Raw genomic sequence first — 19607 nt, forward strand, 5'->3', positions numbered from 1 at the left:
ATGTGGTGATGCTGACAGGGCTGAATGGGCCAATGTACCATTTTCCGGTATCCGATGAAAACCCGATCAATATCTCATTTATTGGTACCAACTATTGTCGTCCGGACTATGAAAGAATCCGTAAACGGGCAAGAATCACTGTGTTGGCATATGTTTTATCGGGAAAAGGCAGGACGGCAGTGAACAATTCGGAAGCATTCGAGGCGAAAAAAGGGGATGTATTTATTTTACCCGAAGGCGCTTATCACAAAGTGAACGCAGATCCTGGGAGCGAAGAGCAATGGTCTTATATTTGGTTCAATATCAAAGGCAAACTAGCTCTTGAGCTGCTTCACGCATACAAGCTGTCGGACAGGATTGTGATCCCAAATACGCCTGTTGAGCACCTATTCCAGAAAAGCCTGAATCTCGCCCAAATCAAGAATGATAGGGAGATGCACAACGAACTGCCTGTCCTTTTCCATCAGATCGCCATAACTCTTTCCACGATGGAAAATCACAGGATCCTTTCATATTCCGCCGATGTCAATAAAATCAAAAATTATCTTGACAATACGGTATATCATTCCTTTGATTCGTTGGTCATGTCCAAGCAGATCGGATTGTCCTTCAAGCAGATCAACCGCCTGTTTAAAAAGGAGGTCGGCACGACAGCCTATCACTATTTGCTTTCGAAAAAAATCGAATCAGCAAAAATGATGCTCCAAGAAACCGAGCTCACGATAAGTGAAATCTCCTACCAGCTCGGATACAGCGATCCCACTTATTTTTGGGCTTTGTTCAAAAAAAAGACGGGCTTTCCGCCCGGGTTATTTAGATCGAAGTTTAAATGATTAAAGAAAATTCACCCGGTATTTTCCAGTGACTTGAGGGAATCGAATTTTATTGGTGAAATCTCCCTTCGAAGCTTGGGACTGTTCCGGTACAAATATTGGTTGATATTCCATGTTATGTAACTATCGTCGGGTTTTCTGGATCGGGGTTGCACATCATCTCCGTTAAATTGCTTGGTATAATCTGTATGACACTCCCATTAATAAAAAAAAGCCGCGATATATGTGACTATGAAAAGGATGATGTTTGTGTCCATTGGACGACACAAACATTATCCCATAATCTCCGGTCGATTTTAAGGGTTTTGATGCCGGTCGGATCGATATGAATGCGTTAGCCCTGTTCTCAATAATTGTCCTCAGTCCTTTCTTCCCTGTACATGCCGGAATGTATCAGATCTACTTTGAACTGTACGGATTTGAGTGTATAGTTTGGCAGCGGACGCTTTCCGTTATCCGTAAGCTTGCTCCATGATTCGAAATCCTGCCTATAGAGCACGTGCTCCAGTCCAAGCACATCCCGTCCTTTTTCTTTGCCGGATTTGTAGGACGATTCGACCTGACGCCTGATTTCCTTCTCCGCCATTTGCTTAATCAGATCGGGCTCCCCCTCCTTTATCAACTCGTTAATACGGCAATCGACGCTGCCGCTGACGGTGAAGGTCGGTGTCTCACCTTCCATTTTGGTTTTAAAAACGGAATCCGGATTTTTACAAACTAAAGAGCCAATAGGTCTGCCATCGCCAGAAACGGTCAATGTGATCCGCATCGTCTTGGTTTCCGTCCATCTTACGCCCATCATGCTGTCAGCTTCGAAAAAAGCTGCACTTCCTTCCTTATTGATGGCGAACACCCCATCGTTGTAAAGCATGGGCTGAGGTTTACGATCTTCTATCCATGACTCGCTCGTAATCCCGATCGAAGGCAAGAGAACCATCTTACCTGGCTCTTGCAAAAGTGATACAAAGGTTTGAAACCTCAGTGGCCTTATCGTCGAGTTCTGGGCATAGTTCATCTCCGGATGATGTAAAATGGTGGATAGTGGGGACAGGTTAAAAAATGAATTCTTGTTGAAAATGTTCGTAATTGGCTGCCTGGTTCCGTAAATCCATTGGGAAAACCGGATTTCCCTGAAACGAATCATGCTATCGAAATCCTCTTTTTTCAGGCCTCTCTTAAGCAACCCTTCTCCAATCACAACAGCGGATACATGGCCCCAAAACATTTGCTGCTGTGCCGCTTTCGTCACTTCATTAAATGCGGCTCCAAGGGTAATGCCCTCGCCTCGACCGACGAATACCGGGGACTGTTGGGTAGGCTTCCCTCCCCCTTCCTGTTTGGCAACGTTCGCAAAATCGAGCAACTGCACGTACACGATATATTGTCCTTCTTCATAATCCAGTCCGACCGCCGTCGTATAGTTGATATCTTGAATCGTCTTAACATCCCAGCAGCCGGCAAGCATTAGAAGGCAGCCCATCATTGCTGCCAGCTTTAAAGAAACGTTTCGCATAAGGCGCCTCCTTACCTGGTCGGATCCTTTGTTTCCAGAATACCGGGCCTCTTTTTTTGCAATCTTAACGGTTTCGTCAGTAAGGCCTGAAGCCATTCGCGGAAAATTGGCGGGGAAAGCGGAGAGAGATAGGAAGCTCCAAACGACCGTTGAACCGACAAGTACAACACGGTTGCGAGAATGCTGAGGAAAAAACCGTACATGCCCAACATCGAGCTAAATGTTAGTATGAATATTCTCAGAACAGAGACGGTCCCGTTTAACGATTGGTTTACCAGAGTAAAGGAAGCCACTGACGTTATTGCCGAAATGACTAAGGTGGTCGGTGCGGTTATTCCCGCACGAATAGCCGCATCTCCTACGATGAGACCGCCAACTACCGCTACGGTCTGCCCAACGGCTCTAGGCAGCCGCAGACCAGCTTCCCTGAACAGCTCAAATAACCCTAGCATAAAGTAAAAATCTAAGGCTCCAGACACCGGAAGGCCCAGCTTGGAGGAAACGATGGTTGCGAGCAGCGGGAAAGGAATCTGATCCAGGTTAAACGAAGACACAGCTACCCAAAAGCCTGGGAGCAGGATGGATATGAAGAGCCCCATTATTCGCAAAATGCGCTCCAAAACGACAAAATAAAACGGCAAATACAGGTCTTCTGGGGATTTTATTAACAGGGTCAAATTAGCTGGGCCGATAATAGCCATCGGCGAGCCGTCGACTACGATGGCAAATCGCCCACGAACCAGGCAGTCAGCGATGAAATCCGGTCTCCCAATATAATCGAACATGGGAAATAACGGATATTTCGTATCAGCCAGCAGCTCCTCCAGTTGAGAGCTACCAAACAAGGCGTCGATATCAAGGCTCTGAAGCCTTTGTCTCGCTTCTTCTACAATAGCCGGGCGAATCACATCGTCCATATACAGCAAGGAAACGCGTGTCTTGCTTCTCCTTCCAACCACGAACGACTCGTTGCATAAATTATTGCTGCGCAGCCGCTTCCTGACTAGCGCAACATTCATGCTTAGCTCCTCGGTAAAAGCATCCCGGGGTCCTTTAACCGATACCTCGGTGCTTGATTCTTCCGGCGTTCTATGCGGCAGGTTTGCCACATCCAAAGAGTACAATTCGCGTTCAGCGGTAAAAAACAAAACCAAATGCCCGGAATATATAAGGGTAACCGCGTCCTCGAACCTATCGAGAGATATGGATGCCAGATCGAGTATTTTCTCCGGCAAATGTCTCTCTTCTCCCTCCGGAACCTGAACTTTTAACGAGGTTTCGAGAGCGGGAAGCACATAATCGTTGATTGGCTTCGTATCTGCCATCCCTTCGCAATAGATAAGCAGCACCTTATGAAGATTAGGCGGCTCTCCTAACGTATGTAGATGAATTTTGACATCTGCCGACTTTGAAAAAAACGTGCGAAGGTTTTGCTCATTCCAATGTTCCATCGTCAGTCCCCCATGTGTTACTGCATCGCAGCCTATGAAGAGGTTTTTATTTTCTCCTTGCGGCCTGCCAAGACAAGTATCCCTATCACAACGGTCAGAAACAGCCAGACAGCTAACGCTCCTGGATAAAACACTTGCTTGAGCAGCCGCATGAATACCATGTCACTCAGCGGGATTAAATTGACCAGAACCATGATACCCGCTACAACCGCCAGGAAACGTATCCGGTTCCGCCTCTGTTTGAACGAAATGATATCGGCAACAAGAAACAACATCAGCGAAACCCTTATAAAGGCACCAGACATCCATTGATAAACTGAAAAGAAGTCTAAGTGAGAAATGAATTTGCCGATGGAAACCATACGCCATTGCTCAAATGCGGGGTACCTTATATGAGCGGCCTCGAACGGTCCGAACATCGCTATAGCGCCCATGAGAGGCCCTATGGTTAGACCTAATAAAATAAAAGTCAAGACTAAAAACGGGATCAGCCTTATATCGGTTTTTACATGATGCCGGAAAAACAACAAGAGCATTAGCTCCCCTATGGCTTCACCCATATAAGGCATGGCATGCAGGGTCGGGCTCATTCCGTGTGTAAATAGCGGAGTCAGAAAGGAATAATCTTTATTTTGAACATTGGCAGTCATCACAAAAAATCCGAGCACGACAACAAAAGGAAGCAGGATTCCCGCGCAGATGGCGATTGCCTCGATTCCAGCAGCTGCAGCAAAAAAACAAAGAATCACAAACGAAAGGACGGTTACCCAAATCGGTGTCAGAGGTAAATAAGTAGTATGAGTCCACATAGCCGTATCTCTTATCGATGCGAAAATGGATACTAGCAAAAAGAGCAGAATAGGGATGGCAACGGTTATCGATGCCATTTTTCCATAACGCCTCTGAATCCAGCACGTGATGGACAGATGACTATCCGTTTTCTTCAATATGCCATTCCATACGGCAGTCCATAGAAAAGCCGGAATGATCATGATAATGACGACCATCCATGAATCGCGCTTGGCCGTCTCCAGCAAGAAAGGCAGCAGGAGGACGTGATTGTTCTCACCGATGACCAGCATCAGCATCATGAAGACTTGAAGAACGGATATCGGTCTTTTCGCCACATGGATACCCCCTGCATCGTTTTTACTCAAGAGGTAGTATGTGGAATATCAGGAAAAGTATACACCCTACCGTCCCTCTACCGTATTACACGTAGTAATGACAAGAACAAAAAATCCGCGATTTAGGGACTGTTGACAAACTAAGGCTGGGATTATTTACCCTAGCCGTACTTTGTCAACAGTCCCGTTCACGCGGTATTTAATCGGAACATATTCTTGTATCGGCGAATCGAGTCGGTTTCCTATAACTTACCTCAGTTTCGCAACTTTTTAGAAGAGATTCTTCAGCGGCTTATAATAGAACAGTTTTAATTATGATTTCGCTCATCAAGTTATCCTCTCTGTGCCTTTTTTTACACTTACTCCCTAGAGAAGCGAAGCCTGGTGACATATAAGAGCCCCACTTTCAAGATGTTTCTATTACATATCAATCGCGATTTACTTCGGCAATTAATGAGATAATGTTCTTGTCACCCGACATTTGCACTCGCTCACCCTTCACAAAAAAAACGAGTCATTTATACTTTTATGCTTATGCAATAATAAAATCCATTCAGATACCACAATTTATTCGATGCTAAAAAGCAGCCCACGTGTATGAGCTGCTTCGTTAAATTGGATAGTTTTAAGTTTATTTAGCGGAAAGCTCACTTTCAGTAACCCATTTATGATTTTTAACTGGGGATCCACCGGTTGTCGGCATATAATCCACCACATAAACAGTTGTTTGCTGCGCAGAATCAATCGTTGCCTTGGCCCCATTCATGCCCTTCATATGATCAGCCATTAACGTTACTTCTGAGCCTTTGGCAAATGGCTTGTCACCCGCATTCTTAATTTCCTCTTGAACAATCCACTTATGATTCGTAACCTTTTCCCCCCCTGTTGTCGGAACGTACGAAACGGTATAAATCGTAGTATCATATGCGCCAACAATGGTTGCAGTCGCACCTTTCATACCGGGCATATGGTCATTAAGTACGACCGCTTGACTTCCCACTTTAAACTTCGGATTTTTAGCTTCTTTAAGACCTTCAGGAAGCTTGTCTGAAGATGAATGTTCCATGTCCATTCCTGTATGATTCATATTCGTTCCTTGTTGACTGTTGTTTGCAGCTTGTCCTTGATCTGAACTTTTACCGCAAGCACTAAGAGCAACAGCCAGTATCACAATGGCACCGAGTAAAGCTATCTTCTTTTTCATTACATTAACCCCTTTCACAGCGATGATTTTTGTTGCAATACTATTGTAATAAACAGTTGTGTAGATCTTGTGAGAAAGATGATTTGATCCCTCAAAAATAAGGTACGCCATCTTTATTCACAAACAGAACCGGTCCATTATTCGGGTGATGAATCAAATCTGAGCTTACTAGGGCCGTTTGCCAATCTTTCGGGTTCGCAAGAACAACGCCGCCAGGTCTGTTTGCATCACTGGTTGCCATCCACGTTTTCGAAATCAGCACGCAGCCTCCATCGAGTCGCTTGTGTTGATGCGAGTCGTGTTTTCGAAGCAATTTGCGGCATTGATACCGTGCTGGCTGGACCTTGCGCCGTTCCTTCATCCGTGTTATAGCAGGTCAGAAATTTAGAATTACATTAGATAATACAGGCCAAGTTGAACATGACTTTGAAATCGTTGGAACGAACATACATATTCACGCAGCACCCAGTAATAAAAGCACAATGATTATAAGTCTTGATAAAGCAGGATATTATCAAGTGATCTGCACTCTACCAGGCCATAAAGAAGCCGGAATGAGCGCTTCCATTCAAGTTACAAAATCTTAGCCAACGAAAAATTACCTGATGATGATTCCTTTCTCCTTCCCGCTCATCCATAAGGTTTGTATTAAATAAAAATAAACCCGGCCAGAGCGACCGGTTTATTAAAAATATTACTTTAGTAATTCACTTATTTCTGTTAGATTTTCTGCAAAGCCAACAAATACCTTACTCTGAATCACAATTGTCGGAACAATCTGTTTTCCCGTTAAGTCAAAGACTTCTCTTGGATAATTTTCATTTTCTTCGCAGTTATATTCGATGTAAGGAACCTGATGTTCATTGAAGTAGCGTTTGGCGTGATTGCAGTCGCTGCACGTCGGTATCGTATAAATTTTTAAGGGTTCTGTCATCGCTTATCACTCCTTAATATGAATGGAACGGCCATTATTTCGTCTCTCCTTCATTTGATCAATTTGCTCATGATTTCAAGCATTTCATCGACGACGTTCTTCTCTTCGTCACTCTGCTGTGTACGATGGATGATGCAGCATTTCAAATGATTCAACAGAAGCAGTGTGCCTACCCCATTAAGGGCATTATGTATAGCAGCTATTTGAGTGAGTACATGATCACAATAATCATTTCGTTCTACTAGCCTCTGTACGCCGCGTACCTGCCCTTCGATACGGTTCAATCTAATTTGAATAGCCGATATTTCTTTCAGATTCAGTTGTATTTTTCGTTTACGTAATTGAGGCGATGCCATTGATTCATTTGAATTCATTTCCATCACCTCCACGTTTGTAGTATACTCCAGTACCCTATATATAGTCAATAAATATTTTAGTATACCCCCGTACTGTATAATTTAGAAAATAAAAAAAGCAGCATTTCTGCTGCTCGATCATGGTTTTCAAGTTATTTCATCAATTTATTCATTGTGGTCATAAGTTCCGTCAACACTTCTATATCGCCTTCTTGTATCCGCTCAACGACGCAGCTTTTCATGTGATGCTCAAGCAAGAGCTTTCCAACGCCATTCAGAGCCGATTGAACCGAAGCAATCTGGTTCAGCACATCGTCACAGTAGGTGTCCTTTTCAATGAGTCCCTTAAGGCCACGAACCTGCCCTTCGATCCGATTCAAACGGCTGATCAAATTGTGCTTTGCTTTCTCGGAATGATGGCTCTTCCGCGCGCCCTCTCCATGAGAGCAGCAACCCGACTCTTGATCTGTAGTATGGTCCAAAAGTATAGTTTCTTCGCTCATATCATTCCCTCCCTTTATTGCTATTATAACATACCCCTTACCCCTATACAAAGGCATTAATGGATCTGCGGTATACACTGGAATGCCCATTAATAAGGAAAGCTCCAGCCAAATCCAATTTGGCTGGAGTGCGAGCTTTCAATTACATAGCTACAGGCTCGTTTGTTTCCCCCTGTTTGGGAGAACGGATAAACAGAAATGCCAGGATAGCACCTGCAAATGCTACGATACCAGACCATAAAAACGCTTGCTGGAATCCTTCATTCAATGCAGCAATCTGGTCAGCACCAGTTTGGGAAGCTGTACTTGATGCAGCAATCGCAACCATGATGGCCAGACTTATCGCAGAGCCGATCTGGTAGCTTGTATTGGCAAGCCCGGATGCGAGCCCTGCCTCTTCCGGCTTGGCTCCCGACATGGCAGACATGGTTGCCGGAATATAAGCAAGCGACATACCGAGCGCACCTAGCAGTGAGGCTGGGAGTACGTGTGTTACGAAATTACCATCAACCGGCGTATTTGCTGCAAAAAGTAATAACGATCCTCCAAGGGCAATCAATCCGATGACCAAATTGGCTTTCACGCCAAACTTTCCGATTAATTTGCCGGTAATGAAAACCATGAAGATGGCAATGAGTATGGTCATAGGCAATAAACCGAGCCCACCGGCGAAAGCAGAAAATTTCAATACTTGTTGCAAGTAGAGATTGAGGAAAAACCATAACGGAATCCATCCGCCGGATAGCATAATGAGTGCGATATTACCTGCAGCCAAGTTTGGTGCCTTAAAGATCCCGAGCGGAACAAGTGGCTCTTTTTTTACGGCCTGAATGATTAAGAACAGGATAAACAACACGGCCCCCGAAACTAGTGTCCATATGGTGGACGGTGCGCTCCATCCATTGTGCTCTGCTGTTACAATGCCGTACACCACCAATACCAATGATGCTGTTACGAAAATAGATCCGATAATGTCGATACTCCCTTTTCTTCGTATCCCTTTCGATAAAAGTCCAGGGGATACAAGCAAGGCGAGGATGCCGACCGGTACGTTAATCAGAAACGTCCATTGCCAGCTTAACCACTCGGTTATGACACCTCCTAGAAATACGCCAGCCGATCCGCCGGCAGCAGCCGAAGCGCCCCAAAACCCTAATGCTTTACCTAATTCTTTGGGGCTTCCACTAAACAGCATCATGACGATGGTTAATGCTGAGGGGGCAATTAATGCGGAACCGAATCCTTGTAATGCACGCCCGATGTTAAGCGACTCCTCATTCCAAGCCACTCCAGCAAGTAAGGAGGCTAACGTTAGGATCGAAAAACCCCACATGAACATGCGCCGCTGCCCAAATAGATCGGACAAACGACCACCCAGTAATAACAAACCGCCAAAGAAAATGACATATGCATTAAATACCCACTGCAAACTAGCCTGCGTATATCCGAGAGCTTCTTTAATGGCCGGTAGCGCAACTCCAATAATCGAGGTGTCCATAATAACCATAAAATTTGCAAGGCATAACAAAGCCAGTGCTTTCCAACGCCTTGGATCCGGTTGAGAAAGTGCTTGAGCTTGATTCTTCATAAATATACCCTCCTTTAATTACGAATCGTCCAGTTAATTTTGGAAGCTAATTTGCTCCGACGGCCGTCAAAAGCGAGATCAAAATTGTTCCAAAATTTCCCGTGCTGACAACTTTATAGTATAGCCCCCTACCCTATATTGTCAATCCGTTTTTTTTCTCTGCTTGAATTTTTAGTACGATTCGCGTTTTCGTGGATGCAGGGTATTCTCCAGCTTCTCCTCAATTGCTTGAATGAGCGACGACAAGGTCGTCTGCACAACTGTCGGTATCTCGGGTGTATTTTCCGACCGGCTCGGCCGAAGAGCTCTATTAACCGCTGGATATGGGTTATACGGACTTGTATATATAGGATTTGCCGAAGTAAATACAACGATCGGCCTCGTTACTCTATTTACGCTTTACGACTGTATTCCGCCCTTACCCTAGGAGTTGAAAAGGCTCTGGTTGTTGATCTTGCGAATCCGGAAAGTAAAGGAACTGCTATTGGGTTTTTTGCCATGATTACGGGGATTGGCTGTTTTCCTGCTTCATTGCTCACAGCTGGTTATGGAAGATATTTGGTGCTGAAGCTTCGTTCTTAATAAATGGGATCATCGCGGGGTACTTGTAATTCTCGCGGTGCCGTGGGGTTGGCTTATCGATAAGAAAACACCCGATTTGTACGATTGGATTGAAAACGCCATTTGCATTGTAGGTGTATCCATTATGCTAGGGGCTCCTAGTAGTTAATAATTTTCATCGGTTATGTTATGGAATGCCATATACCTAACATAACAACCCAAAATCCTGACCCGACTTTTCAGGTGGTTGTTTTCGATTTTAAAAATGGGAACTATACCAAAACTAAAACCGGCTTGCCAAAGGCACATGAGGTTATTTTAAAATGGAATGATGACATTGTTAAAAAAAAAAGTTGGCTTTAAGAACAATACTTCGCAGAACCCTTATTCTGCGAAGTAAATACTTTTATAGATTCTTTCTTCTCAACAAATTCGCTTTCTTTTATGATGGTTTTAGATAATAATTTTAGATTTTGCCGCGACATATGTATCGGATAATTTCGTCCTAACTTTATCGTAAAAAGGCAAGAAAATAAAAAGAAAACCACAACACGATGGTTAGTCGCATTGTGGTCTATTCGTTTTTATGTTTTATTCAATTAATGACACTTGGTTCGAGATTAACAACTCTCTAATTTGTTGTAATATTAACAGATCATCTGCGCCATGTTCATACCCACTCATTAACTTATTCAGACTTCCATTAATAAAGTGCAGATTAAATGGTGGTTCGGCCCCATTACGTCCATAAAAATGATCCGCAACTCCATTTAGGGAAGTACCATAATAACCACCTGGGCCGTTCATAGCTTCTCCTAATGCACAATAGAAGGTCTTTACATCCGTTACATAAGTCATATCCAAATAAAAATCATTTTTTTCTGATCTTCCTCTTGCGGCTTATTAAAACCACTGTGTACCCGGATTACTTCTAACCATCCTAATAGTTGTTCCGATGATAGATTTTCCCATGTGTTTTTCATTGTTGGTTTTGCAACTACCCATTGCTTCCAGATTTTCATGGCCTCATCAGATGGTAAATTAGAGAATCCACCAGATACTTCCAGATTAAACCTTTCTTGAGGAATAGCGCGCTTATGAAAGAAATAAGGCTTATGCAGAAAAAAGGAATGTGAGTTTAATTTATTGCCTTCTTGATCCAACATATAAAGGTTAATTTCTTTCATACTAGACTTCGTAGCTAAATAATGCTGTATGTAAGTATCAGACAATTTTAATCCTGCTATAGTTAGGTCGTACTCGTTGTAGTCTCTGCTTATTCCTTCCTCTGAAAATCCTAAAATATCAGTGCAATCCCCTATCATAAGATCACTTTCGGTATCAATTATTATGTACCTAATCATGGAAACCTCCAAATATGGCTTACCGCTCTCCAGAGAGATTCAGTTAACATTACATGTTCTTGTCCTCCAACTGTTGCGGATCGAGGGATAAGTGTTTTCCTATGGCTGAATAAGCTAAGCGGTTTTATTCTCCTCCTCTTTAGCGATAACCTCCCTTGCTGCTTCTATGAAAGACAATATGATTGGTGAAAGCCACTTGTCTTTATGCCATAACATCTGTGTATACACGTGTAAGTCCGGAATTTGCCATGGAAGAGCAACAAGTTCGCCCCGTTCAACTTCGGCTTTAGCTACTATTTCAGGAAGAAAGGCAATACCGATCCCCGAAATTGCACATTGTTTAATGGCTTCTGCACTTTGAAACTCTAAATAAGTAATAGTATCAATGCCCTCTTTCTCGAATGACCGGTCAAACATGGTTCGATAGGGACAACCCTTTTCGTTAGTCAGGAACACTTCTCCATGAAAATCTTCCAGCTGTAGTACAGTTAGCTTTGCAAGTGGGTGGTCTGGAGCGGCGAAAAAACAGAACGTTTCTTCCAGCAATGGTTCCACTTCAAGTCCCGTTGAGCGAATGGATTCGTCCAGCATAAAGACAACATCCGCGGCTCCTTCAAAGAGCGTTTGCTTGAGATGCTGGTTGGAAACGGAGCGGAAGATGAGACGAACACCCGGATGCTGTGAACGAAATAGTTGAAAGACAGCTGGAAGCCTATAGGCGCAAATAACCTCGTTGGCACTGATCGTTAAGGTTCCGCTTAGAATTTCATTGTCATGAACGATGCTGCGAGCTTCATCCAATTTGTTTAGAACGCCTTGGACATGAATTAAAAAGCGTTTACCCGCAGTTGTGAGAACGAGCTGCTTGCCCAACCGGTCAAAGAGACGAACACCAAGCTCATCCTCCAATCCTTTAATTTGCATCGTGACGTTGGAGGGTACGTAGTTCAGCACTTCCGCAGCTCGACTGAAATTTAAAGTTGATGCAACTGTGCGGAATGTATGCAGTTGGCGCAATTCCATCATACAACCCTCCTTTTACTTTCAATATTATTGAACATAGCTTTGAATTTCATTCACTTTTATTGAGAATATCACGGGTCTATACTAAGTACAAGAAATACATTCTTACTAAATGGTTTCATTTTGAAGGGAGCGACAATACGATGGATTATGAGATTTTCGATTTGGGTGACGTTACCTTGCAATCAGGAGCGATGTTACCGAATGCTTTTCTTGCTTATAAGACTTATGGAAGCTTGAATGAAAAGAAAGATAATGTCATCGTCTATCCAACTGCTTTTGGCGACCAGCATGTTCAGAATGAATGGTTGATTGGAGACGGCATGGCACTAGATCCGCAGAAATATTTCATAATCGTTCCAAATTTGCTGGGTAACGGATTATCTTCATCTCCTAGTAACACGCCTCCCCCATTCGACCGGGCTAATTTTCCGCAGGTAACCATCTTTGACAACGTTAAAATACAGCATCGGCTGGTGACCGAAAAATTCGGCATTCAAAAGATTGCTCTCGTGGTTGGATGGTCAATGGGAGGCATTCAATCATTTCAATGGGGAGCAAGTTATCCCGATATGGTGGAACGAATTGCACCTTTCGCCGGAGTTGCCAAGACTTGGCCCCATACGTTTGTGGTCCTGGACGGAATGAAAGCTCCGCTCATGGCCGCAGTTGGCTTCGATTCAAGTAGACTAAACCAGTTGACTTCTGCAGACATGCGCGCCGTAGGCCGTGCCTATGCGGGATGGGGCTTATCGCAGGCGTTTTATAGAGAGGAACTTTACCGTGAACTGGGATATGACTCATTGGCGGATTTTGTGGCTGGCGTCTGGGAAGATAGCTTTATGAAGATGGATCCGCACAATGTCCTAGCCATGTTATGGACAGGCCAATTTGCAGATATTAGTGCAAACTCTACCTATAATGGAGATTTCGATAAGGCGCTCAAAAGTATTAAAGCGCTTGCCTGCATTATGCCAGGGAGCACGGATCTCTTCTGTACGGCGGACGATAACGAATACGAGGCTAAGCTTATACCTAATGCAGTTTTTAATCCTATCGAATCGATCTGGGGCCATTTTGCAGGTCGCGGAATCAACAGTTCCGATAATAAATTTATTGATGACAACCTAAAACGCTTGTTGGCGCTTAGTACAAACAGTTAGATCATCATTAGGGTTCAATTTGCTGCGCGGTTTGAGATGAAAACAGCATAGCTTTCTACCCGATTGGACGCTAAAAAGGAAACAAACACGAAATACCATCGAATAAACGAAGGTGTTTCGTGTGCGCCTTTTTACCATTAAATTTTCAACTTGGAAACATATTGATCGATATTTTTAATGATCAACTAATTTTTATCCATTGGATTCCCATAAACCACGATTTGTTTACCTTGATGCTTTCTCTATTTGCAACAGGACATGATTACGGAATTGCTCAGGAGGGATGCCATGTATTTCCTAAAAACTTTGTTGAAGGATAATTTATTTAACATAGAGGTCAGATATTTCCAGGTGATAATCACTTTTATTATAATAAAGAGGGGCACATACGTAGTACCCCCCTCACCTATTTAGAAACAATATTCTTCTTCGTGTATATAAGCATCTAAACGCCAATTGCTTTTAAGAATGCGTTCTTGAGCAGCTTCTGCCTCTGCCCAATCATTATATGGACCAAAAGTTTCAACATATCCATCAGAATCTGATGCAGTCACAAAAAATTTCCAAATGTTACAGCCTGAACTAAAAGATTGTTGTGTAACTGTGTTGTTTTTTGCAAAAGCAGCGCTTGGAAGAGTAAGAATTACAGCACATAATGAGAGAACTAATAGTTTCTTTAACAAAAGTGCACACCTCCAATTAGTATAATCATTCATTATTGTAATATATTTCCTTATTAACAACAATAGGAACAATAAAGAAATTCTTATAGCACGGCTCTTTTATTTTCATCTCTATAAAACAAAGTTCAAATACACGGACTCCTTAACATACCATTTTTTGACCAGTTTCTTGCTTTACTACATCACGTTTTACGGGCGCATCAAGAAAAACTAAAAAGCATGAGCCGGGTACAGTACCGAACTCATGCCTTACAGGCTGCATAACATTAATGTCTAACTTTTTGGGGTCACTTCGAAAATCTCCGGACTAACCTAGGGGCTTTTCAATGTGTATTCTAAGGGGTGCACTTCATGGAGTCGTCATTTGCATTGTAGGTGTATCCGTCATGCTATGGGCTCCTAGCAGTCAATAATTTCATCGGACTTATTCTAAGACTTTTTGCTTCAATCAAAGCATGGACCAGTTATCGACTGTAAATCCTTGAGAGGAGCCGGATAAGCTAATTTGCAACAGTAAGTTACGCTAACGTACCCGTTAGCTCAATGCCTGCTTCCATGGTTTCGATGCCGTGAGTAGTTCATTTTCACTTTCTAAGTACCTAAGAGTCCGTTCAATATCTTCTTCACTATAACTTCGTACAATTATCATGTGAGCGATGAATAAGCCAGGAGGATCAATATTAGCCCGGGAAAGATTATTTTTTAATCTGTCAGGCGTATACAAGATACTCCAGCGATTGCTCCCATCGTCGAAAGTCATAGTTATTTCAACCCAATTCCATTCATCACGCGAACCTATAGGATCATCATCGAAATGCCAACTCAATAATTTCAATGGTACCTCCATTGTGCAAACCTCGTACCCGTTAGTTTAATTCTGAAAACATTAAGGTAAAACATGATAAGACGAAAGAACTAACAACGTAATGAACCCTAACGCTGATGATACTGCAACTCGGGGTAGCGAACGCTGCAGCCCGGTTATTGGCCTAACGTATTTTTGTTAAAGTGTCAGCACTTCCCCTTAACCGTTCTTCCAAAATCAAGCGCAGCTCATTAGGAATCCGTTCAAACTCGACCCCTTTCCCCAAAAACAAAAGCCAATCCGCAAAATACTCTAGCGCCTCAACATCGGTCACATCCAGTTGAGCATTGAAAATCCCACTCGACTGGAACATCCCTGTAAAGGACAAAATAATCCCCGGCGGGTGCAAGCGCTTAAAGCGCTGAATCCCAGTCGTATCAAGCTTTACAATCAGATTGGACTCACGTCCGCCAAACCGTTTTTTGCTTAAAATCTCTTGCTCAGACCGCCTCATCTTCTGCTCAGAAATTGCCGAATCCCGCAGCATCTCAACAGGCAAATAACGAAACTCATCGGTATCAAGATCATAAACCTCGACCAGCCAACGAGCGTTTGAGTTAAAAATATGAATCAAAAAAACATCCATCAACTGCGGCCATCCAGGACTCTGCTCATACGTCAAGCGCAAGTGCTTGTCCCGCGCGGCAAGCGAAATCAGCTGGTTTAACTCCGCAGGCGCCGCATCATCGAGTTCCAAAAGATTCGGATTAGCAGGATTTGTATTTTCAAAAAGCAAGATATTATTCAGCTCGATCAGCTCGTCGTGCTGGGTTTGCGACGCGATGCCGATGAGTTTTTCAGTGATGGAGCGGCGATTTTGCAAATAAGGCAGCTGCGAATTTTTCGAGGCGATAAAGCTGATAAATATCGCTTTCAGCTCTTCTGGCGTGAAACGGACGGCGGACAGATACTGATTTTGCAGGACATTGTAGCCGCCCCCGCGCCCAAGCTCGGTCGTCAGCGGAAAACCCATCGCCTGAATCTCGTTTATGTCGCGGATCGCCGTCGCGCGAGAAATCTTGAACTCCCGCTGAATCTCTGCAATCGTAAAATGCGCGCGATTATTGATGAAGCGCATGATCAGGTTCACTCGTTCTGTCTTTTTCATGATTTTATTGTATCAGAAATGTAGCATCAGTACCGATTTTGATTCTGTTTTTGCAATACTTTTTGATATTCGATAAAAGGTATCGTCTTTTGATACATTTAGAGAATAGTATCAATCTTGTAAAAACAAATCCGCTAAGGAGAGATTAAGATGTCTAACTACTCCATCCAAACCATCTCAGAAAACTACAAAATGACTGCTTTCGGTGTTTTACTTGAAGACTACAACGACTGGGCAGGCAATGCAGCAAAAACTGCAGCAAAAAAAGCTGAAATCACTGAAAACGGCAAGCTTGCCGAACTTCTCGCGCTCGCTGACGGGCAAGAATACCAAATCAACTACGTCATCGACGGCAAGGCTTGGCGCGGCTTCGGCGTGATGGGTGCATACGACGTGGAAGGTGCGGTCGTCCTTGACTTCCTTGCTGGGGACTACCTCGTGGTGCCTGGCACAGGCGCTGACAAAGACCGCATTACTGACGAAATAACAGGCAAAGTTTTCGGTGGCCTGCTGCAAGAAATCACAGACTACAAATACGTTGGTCCTGGTAACTCAACTTTCGTCAAAGCAGCTGAAGACGGTACATTCTACGGCGAAATGTGGCTTCGTGCAAAAAAAGTAGCAGGCTAATCTCAGTCAAAGGAGCACTCCCATGGCAAATTACACAGTTGAACATAAGAAATCATTTACATTGACCGCTTATGGTTTTTCAATTCAATCCAATTTCCAAGACGCGCCAGCTTTGCAGAAGGAAAAAGCAGAGTTTTGGGGTGGACTCAAGGCTGACGGGCGTTTTGATAAGCTCAAAGCGGCCGCAAAAGATGATCGCGAATGGTCAGTCAACGAGGTTTATCAAGGCAGACCGTGGAATTATTTCGCGGTAGAAGCTAGCAAATCGGTGGCTGACGCAACACGCATCATCGAGTTTCCAGAGAGCGAGTACATAGTGCTCGCAGGAACCGGCGACAAGGAAACTTTGTTTGATCAGTTGACTTATCGTGCTTTTGGCGAAGTCTTGTCTCAAATCACTGACTATGCTTACATCGGCGGTCCCAATGCGACTTATCGCAAAGAAAACGGTGACGGCACTTTCTACGGCGAATTTTGGGTTCCTGTGGTTAAAAAATAGTAGGATTGGATTTGACCAAAGGGCCACCCCGAAACACACGCGGATGGCCCTTTTTGATTAAGACACCTTTCTTATCTAACAATAATAGAAAAGAACTCTCTTCTCTTTGGGGAACGGAGTGCTCATAATAGTCAAAGTGGAGATATTTATCGAAGGCTTTAATTTTTTCACTATCCATTAAATACTCTAATTGTTGTTTATTAATCTAAAGTGCCGCTCAACTCCCATTAGTGGTGAAGTATACGTTGATCTACGCTGTTAAAACTATTCAGGACGCAGTGACAGATCACGAAAATTAACCCAGCCATAGGGGTTGATTTTTTCTGTTCCGAGCAGGCTCGGATGGTAAAAGGCAGCATGCCGCAAATGGTAAAGAAAATGCAGCGCATCATGACGCAGCAGTAAAGTTTCCACTTCCTGCAAAAGTACGGATCGGGCAGCAGAATCCGTTTCATGGGCGATGGCAGCATATCTTTGATCAAGCTCGTTTAACAATACCGGTTCAACGAAGCGTTGAACCCCATAGTTTTCATGGAGCAGTACATGCAGCAGCGACCACTCCCGATTATTCGTTGTAATAGCGTTAAGCAGCACAATATCCGCAGCATCTATCGCTCCAGGTCGACTGAAATGTTCATAAGGCAGAACGTGAATGTGTACAGTGATGCTTGCGGATGCACACCGTTGCTGAATCCACTGAGCCGTCTGCTCAAGCGAATTGTTCAAGATGGAGTGCGTGTACAGCTGAAGCGAGGTTTGATAACCATCGGTTCGTAAAGAAACCATCGTATCTACTGTATCCATTTCCTGCTCTGTCTCTTCGTTCTCGTTCTCGGTCTCATTCTCTACCGATAAATGAGCCGCAATAGCAGCACTCCAATCTGGAAAAAAGCTGTAAGCTGCTCCGATCCGATTACCTCCAAGCTCCGCCACGCACTGTTCGGGCTGCAAAAGTTTACGCAGCCTGTGCCGCATAGCAGGATCCTGTAATGGTCCTTGCTTGCGGCCGTTCATGATCATGAACGTGCAGCCTCCCTCCGTTTGCTCCATAATCGTGGTCCCCGTTGGAGCAAGCGCATGAATTTGGAACGGGTGCGTGTAGAGAATAGGTTCTCCACCTAAACCACCATCGGGCATTTTTTGTGTGAGCAGCTCCTTCAATATCCAAATTTCAACCTTATCCAATTGTGCCCTCTCCCGGTAGTAGTCCGCGAATGCCTCCAGAACCACCATCTCCGCGTCATTACGTAACAGCTTAAACGGTCCAGTTCCAATCGGTAACCGCTCATTATTTCCGTGAGTCTGACATGGAATAATGGATGCCTTGGGTGCAGCTAGATAATGCAGCAGTAAAGAGCTTGGTGCATCCAGTTGAATACGCACTGCATACCGATGTGTGGCTTCTATATTCCGAATATGAAGTAGCTTCCATTCACTGCACAGATTATCCCGTTCCTGATTTACGCAATGCGAATCCAACTTGCTAAGGCGCATGAGCGTATGATGGACATCTGCTGAGGTCAGCTCTTTTTTATTATGAAAAAGGACGCCTTTGCGCAAATAAAACATCCATACGGTTCCATCCCTATTCTGCTCCCAGTGCACAGCAAGCCGGGGTACAAAAACTGCATGTGAACAATCCCATTCAACAAGTGTGTCAAAAAGCTGACCGATCATATGTAGCTCTGTCCTGAGGGTTGCGTTGATCGGATCCAGTAAAGGCATTTCCCGGTAAAAAGGAAGCCGCAGCAAATCGATGTGCCCCTTCTTATATGCCGTGGTTTGGATGCCAAAATGCTTATAGATCGATTCTGTTATTTGTTGTTGAAGAGGTGAGCTCGGATCATACTTGCGCATAAGCTCCATCGCTTGTGAATACTGACCTTTGTCTATTTTGGTCTGGGCCCATGAGCTTATTACGTTATTCGATTCCATGTTAAATGTAATGATGGAACGATTCCCCCTACCCCGCCCAGGCTGCCACTCGATCCACCCTAGCTCCTGACATTGCTTCACAATCAGCTTCACGTTACGTGGTGTACAGCACAACACTTCTGCGAGCTGCTCTAGTGAAACCTCTACAGGCTCTTTTTCTGCATAGCCATAAAACTCCCTTAACTTCAAGTAGTGATAAGCAATTTGCATATAGATCTCCTTAAACAGGGTGATGATTTAAAAAGGGGAAATTATTTTATTAAAATA

At 43.8% G+C, this 19607-nt stretch carries 19 protein-coding genes and 1 pseudogene; 6 read left to right on the top strand and 14 right to left on the bottom strand.

Translation table 11 applies throughout. The features are described from left to right. The first annotated feature begins 32 nt into the window (after positions 1 to 32). The gene (locus tag ACFQ88_RS05770; RefSeq protein ID WP_379453599.1) at positions 33 to 833 is read left to right on the top strand and encodes an AraC family transcriptional regulator; all 801 of its coding nucleotides are present in this window, start codon (positions 33 to 35) and stop codon (positions 831 to 833) included. 346 nt (positions 834 to 1179) lie between these two features. Here the strand turns inward: ACFQ88_RS05770 and ACFQ88_RS05775 are convergent, their stop codons facing one another. The 4 genes from ACFQ88_RS05775 to ACFQ88_RS05790 all read right to left on the bottom strand — a co-directional run bounded on the left by ACFQ88_RS05775 (position 1180) and on the right by ACFQ88_RS05790 (position 6128). Further along, positions 1180 to 2346, bottom strand: coding sequence for a Ger(x)C family spore germination protein (locus ACFQ88_RS05775; protein ID WP_379452808.1), 1167 nt, complete (start codon positions 2344 to 2346; stop codon positions 1180 to 1182). A gap of 11 nt (positions 2347 to 2357) precedes the next feature. Next, positions 2358 to 3797, bottom strand: a complete 1440-nt coding sequence (locus tag ACFQ88_RS05780; protein WP_379452810.1) for a spore germination protein — start codon at positions 3795 to 3797, stop codon at positions 2358 to 2360. Positions 3798 to 3829: 32 nt separating this feature from the next. Further along, positions 3830 to 4924 (bottom strand): endospore germination permease, encoded by a 1095-nt coding sequence (locus ACFQ88_RS05785; protein WP_379452812.1) that lies wholly within the window; start codon positions 4922 to 4924, stop codon positions 3830 to 3832. A 631-nt stretch (positions 4925 to 5555) separates the two neighbouring features. Next, the gene (locus ACFQ88_RS05790; RefSeq protein WP_379452814.1) at positions 5556 to 6128 is read right to left on the bottom strand and encodes a YdhK family protein; all 573 of its coding nucleotides are present in this window, start codon (positions 6126 to 6128) and stop codon (positions 5556 to 5558) included. A gap of 344 nt (positions 6129 to 6472) precedes the next feature. Between ACFQ88_RS05790 and ACFQ88_RS05795 the strand changes: the two genes are divergently transcribed. Beyond that, entirely contained in the window at positions 6473 to 6715 is a 243-nt protein-coding gene (locus tag ACFQ88_RS05795; RefSeq protein WP_379452816.1) for a cupredoxin domain-containing protein, read from the top strand. Positions 6716 to 6822: 107 nt separating this feature from the next. Here the strand turns inward: ACFQ88_RS05795 and ACFQ88_RS05800 are convergent, their stop codons facing one another. From ACFQ88_RS05800 to ACFQ88_RS05815, 4 genes are all read right to left on the bottom strand, one after another. Further along, positions 6823 to 7062, bottom strand: a complete 240-nt coding sequence (locus ACFQ88_RS05800; RefSeq protein WP_379452818.1) for a glutaredoxin family protein — start codon at positions 7060 to 7062, stop codon at positions 6823 to 6825. Positions 7063 to 7112: 50 nt separating this feature from the next. Further along, positions 7113 to 7436: a metal-sensitive transcriptional regulator gene (locus ACFQ88_RS05805; protein ID WP_379452820.1), complete on the bottom strand. Its 324-nt coding sequence runs from the start codon at positions 7434 to 7436 to the stop codon at positions 7113 to 7115. 134 nt (positions 7437 to 7570) lie between these two features. Beyond that, positions 7571 to 7921 carry a metal-sensitive transcriptional regulator gene (locus ACFQ88_RS05810; RefSeq protein ID WP_239624430.1) on the bottom strand — a complete coding sequence of 117 codons (351 nt, stop codon included), beginning with the start codon at positions 7919 to 7921 and terminating at the stop codon, positions 7571 to 7573. Between the two features lie 142 nt (positions 7922 to 8063). Beyond that, entirely contained in the window at positions 8064 to 9509 is a 1446-nt protein-coding gene (locus ACFQ88_RS05815; RefSeq protein WP_379452823.1) for an MFS transporter, read from the bottom strand. 598 nt (positions 9510 to 10107) lie between these two features. Here ACFQ88_RS05815 and ACFQ88_RS05820 point away from each other — a divergent pair. Further along, positions 10108 to 10239, top strand: a pseudogene (locus ACFQ88_RS05820) (YnfA family protein); the annotation flags it as partial. A gap of 685 nt (positions 10240 to 10924) precedes the next feature. Here ACFQ88_RS05820 and ACFQ88_RS05825 read toward each other — a convergent pair. Together ACFQ88_RS05825 and ACFQ88_RS05830 are read right to left on the bottom strand one after the other, a co-directional pair. Next, positions 10925 to 11434 carry a hypothetical protein gene (locus ACFQ88_RS05825; protein WP_379452825.1) on the bottom strand — a complete coding sequence of 170 codons (510 nt, stop codon included), beginning with the start codon at positions 11432 to 11434 and terminating at the stop codon, positions 10925 to 10927. A 114-nt stretch (positions 11435 to 11548) separates the two neighbouring features. Further along, a complete protein-coding gene (locus ACFQ88_RS05830) occupies positions 11549 to 12457 on the bottom strand; it encodes a LysR family transcriptional regulator (protein ID WP_379452827.1) in 909 nt (302 codons plus the stop codon). Between the two features lie 143 nt (positions 12458 to 12600). Between ACFQ88_RS05830 and ACFQ88_RS05835 the strand changes: the two genes are divergently transcribed. Next, a complete protein-coding gene (locus ACFQ88_RS05835) occupies positions 12601 to 13620 on the top strand; it encodes an alpha/beta fold hydrolase (protein WP_379452829.1) in 1020 nt (339 codons plus the stop codon). A gap of 410 nt (positions 13621 to 14030) precedes the next feature. On the opposite strand, the gene ACFQ88_RS05840 is transcribed toward ACFQ88_RS05835, so the two are convergent. From ACFQ88_RS05840 to ACFQ88_RS05850, 3 genes are all read right to left on the bottom strand, one after another. Further along, entirely contained in the window at positions 14031 to 14303 is a 273-nt protein-coding gene (locus ACFQ88_RS05840) for a hypothetical protein (RefSeq protein ID WP_239624438.1), read from the bottom strand. Positions 14304 to 14838: 535 nt separating this feature from the next. Next, entirely contained in the window at positions 14839 to 15150 is a 312-nt protein-coding gene (locus ACFQ88_RS05845; RefSeq protein WP_379452831.1) for a hypothetical protein, read from the bottom strand. A gap of 142 nt (positions 15151 to 15292) precedes the next feature. After that, the gene (locus ACFQ88_RS05850) at positions 15293 to 16276 is read right to left on the bottom strand and encodes a helix-turn-helix transcriptional regulator (protein WP_379452833.1); all 984 of its coding nucleotides are present in this window, start codon (positions 16274 to 16276) and stop codon (positions 15293 to 15295) included. A 150-nt stretch (positions 16277 to 16426) separates the two neighbouring features. Here ACFQ88_RS05850 and ACFQ88_RS05855 point away from each other — a divergent pair, with 150 nt between their 5' ends. Further along, positions 16427 to 16906, top strand: coding sequence for a hypothetical protein (locus ACFQ88_RS05855; protein WP_379452835.1), 480 nt, complete (start codon positions 16427 to 16429; stop codon positions 16904 to 16906). Between the two features lie 22 nt (positions 16907 to 16928). Continuing rightward, a complete protein-coding gene (locus ACFQ88_RS05860) occupies positions 16929 to 17405 on the top strand; it encodes a GyrI-like domain-containing protein (RefSeq protein ID WP_079911345.1) in 477 nt (158 codons plus the stop codon). Between the two features lie 264 nt (positions 17406 to 17669). On the opposite strand, the gene ACFQ88_RS05865 is transcribed toward ACFQ88_RS05860, so the two are convergent. Next, complete coding sequence (locus ACFQ88_RS05865; RefSeq protein WP_379452837.1) at positions 17670 to 19550, bottom strand: ABC transporter substrate-binding protein; 1881 nt, start codon at positions 19548 to 19550, stop codon at positions 17670 to 17672. Positions 19551 to 19607 lie beyond the last annotated feature (57 nt).

It is taken from the genome of Paenibacillus sp. NPDC056579 (assembly GCF_042793215.1).
Taxonomy (GTDB): domain Bacteria; phylum Bacillota; class Bacilli; order Paenibacillales; family NBRC-103111; genus Paenibacillus_S.

Bases quoted from the DNA above. Each gene is read 5' to 3' on its own strand.
- ACFQ88_RS05770 (WP_379453599.1), top strand. From the start codon at position 33: ATGTACCATTTTCCGGTATCCGATGAAAACCCGATCAATATCTCATTT.
- ACFQ88_RS05775 (WP_379452808.1), bottom strand. From the start codon at position 2,346: ATGCGAAACGTTTCTTTAAAGCTGGCAGCAATGATGGGCTGCCTTCTA.
- ACFQ88_RS05780 (WP_379452810.1), bottom strand. From the start codon at position 3,797: ATGGAACATTGGAATGAGCAAAACCTTCGCACGTTTTTTTCAAAGTCG.
- ACFQ88_RS05790 (WP_379452814.1), bottom strand. From the start codon at position 6,128: ATGAAAAAGAAGATAGCTTTACTCGGTGCCATTGTGATACTGGCTGTT.
- ACFQ88_RS05800 (WP_379452818.1), bottom strand. From the start codon at position 7,062: ATGACAGAACCCTTAAAAATTTATACGATACCGACGTGCAGCGACTGC.
- ACFQ88_RS05805 (WP_379452820.1), bottom strand. From the start codon at position 7,436: ATGAATTCAAATGAATCAATGGCATCGCCTCAATTACGTAAACGAAAA.
- ACFQ88_RS05810 (WP_239624430.1), bottom strand. From the start codon at position 7,921: ATGAGCGAAGAAACTATACTTTTGGACCATACTACAGATCAAGAGTCG.
- ACFQ88_RS05815 (WP_379452823.1), bottom strand. From the start codon at position 9,509: ATGAAGAATCAAGCTCAAGCACTTTCTCAACCGGATCCAAGGCGTTGG.
- ACFQ88_RS05825 (WP_379452825.1), bottom strand. From the start codon at position 11,434: ATGATTAGGTACATAATAATTGATACCGAAAGTGATCTTATGATAGGG.
- ACFQ88_RS05830 (WP_379452827.1), bottom strand. From the start codon at position 12,457: ATGGAATTGCGCCAACTGCATACATTCCGCACAGTTGCATCAACTTTA.
- ACFQ88_RS05835 (WP_379452829.1), top strand. From the start codon at position 12,601: ATGGATTATGAGATTTTCGATTTGGGTGACGTTACCTTGCAATCAGGA.
- ACFQ88_RS05845 (WP_379452831.1), bottom strand. From the start codon at position 15,150: ATGGAGGTACCATTGAAATTATTGAGTTGGCATTTCGATGATGATCCT.
- ACFQ88_RS05850 (WP_379452833.1), bottom strand. From the start codon at position 16,276: ATGAAAAAGACAGAACGAGTGAACCTGATCATGCGCTTCATCAATAAT.
- ACFQ88_RS05855 (WP_379452835.1), top strand. From the start codon at position 16,427: ATGTCTAACTACTCCATCCAAACCATCTCAGAAAACTACAAAATGACT.
- ACFQ88_RS05860 (WP_079911345.1), top strand. From the start codon at position 16,929: ATGGCAAATTACACAGTTGAACATAAGAAATCATTTACATTGACCGCT.
- ACFQ88_RS05865 (WP_379452837.1), bottom strand. From the start codon at position 19,550: ATGCAAATTGCTTATCACTACTTGAAGTTAAGGGAGTTTTATGGCTAT.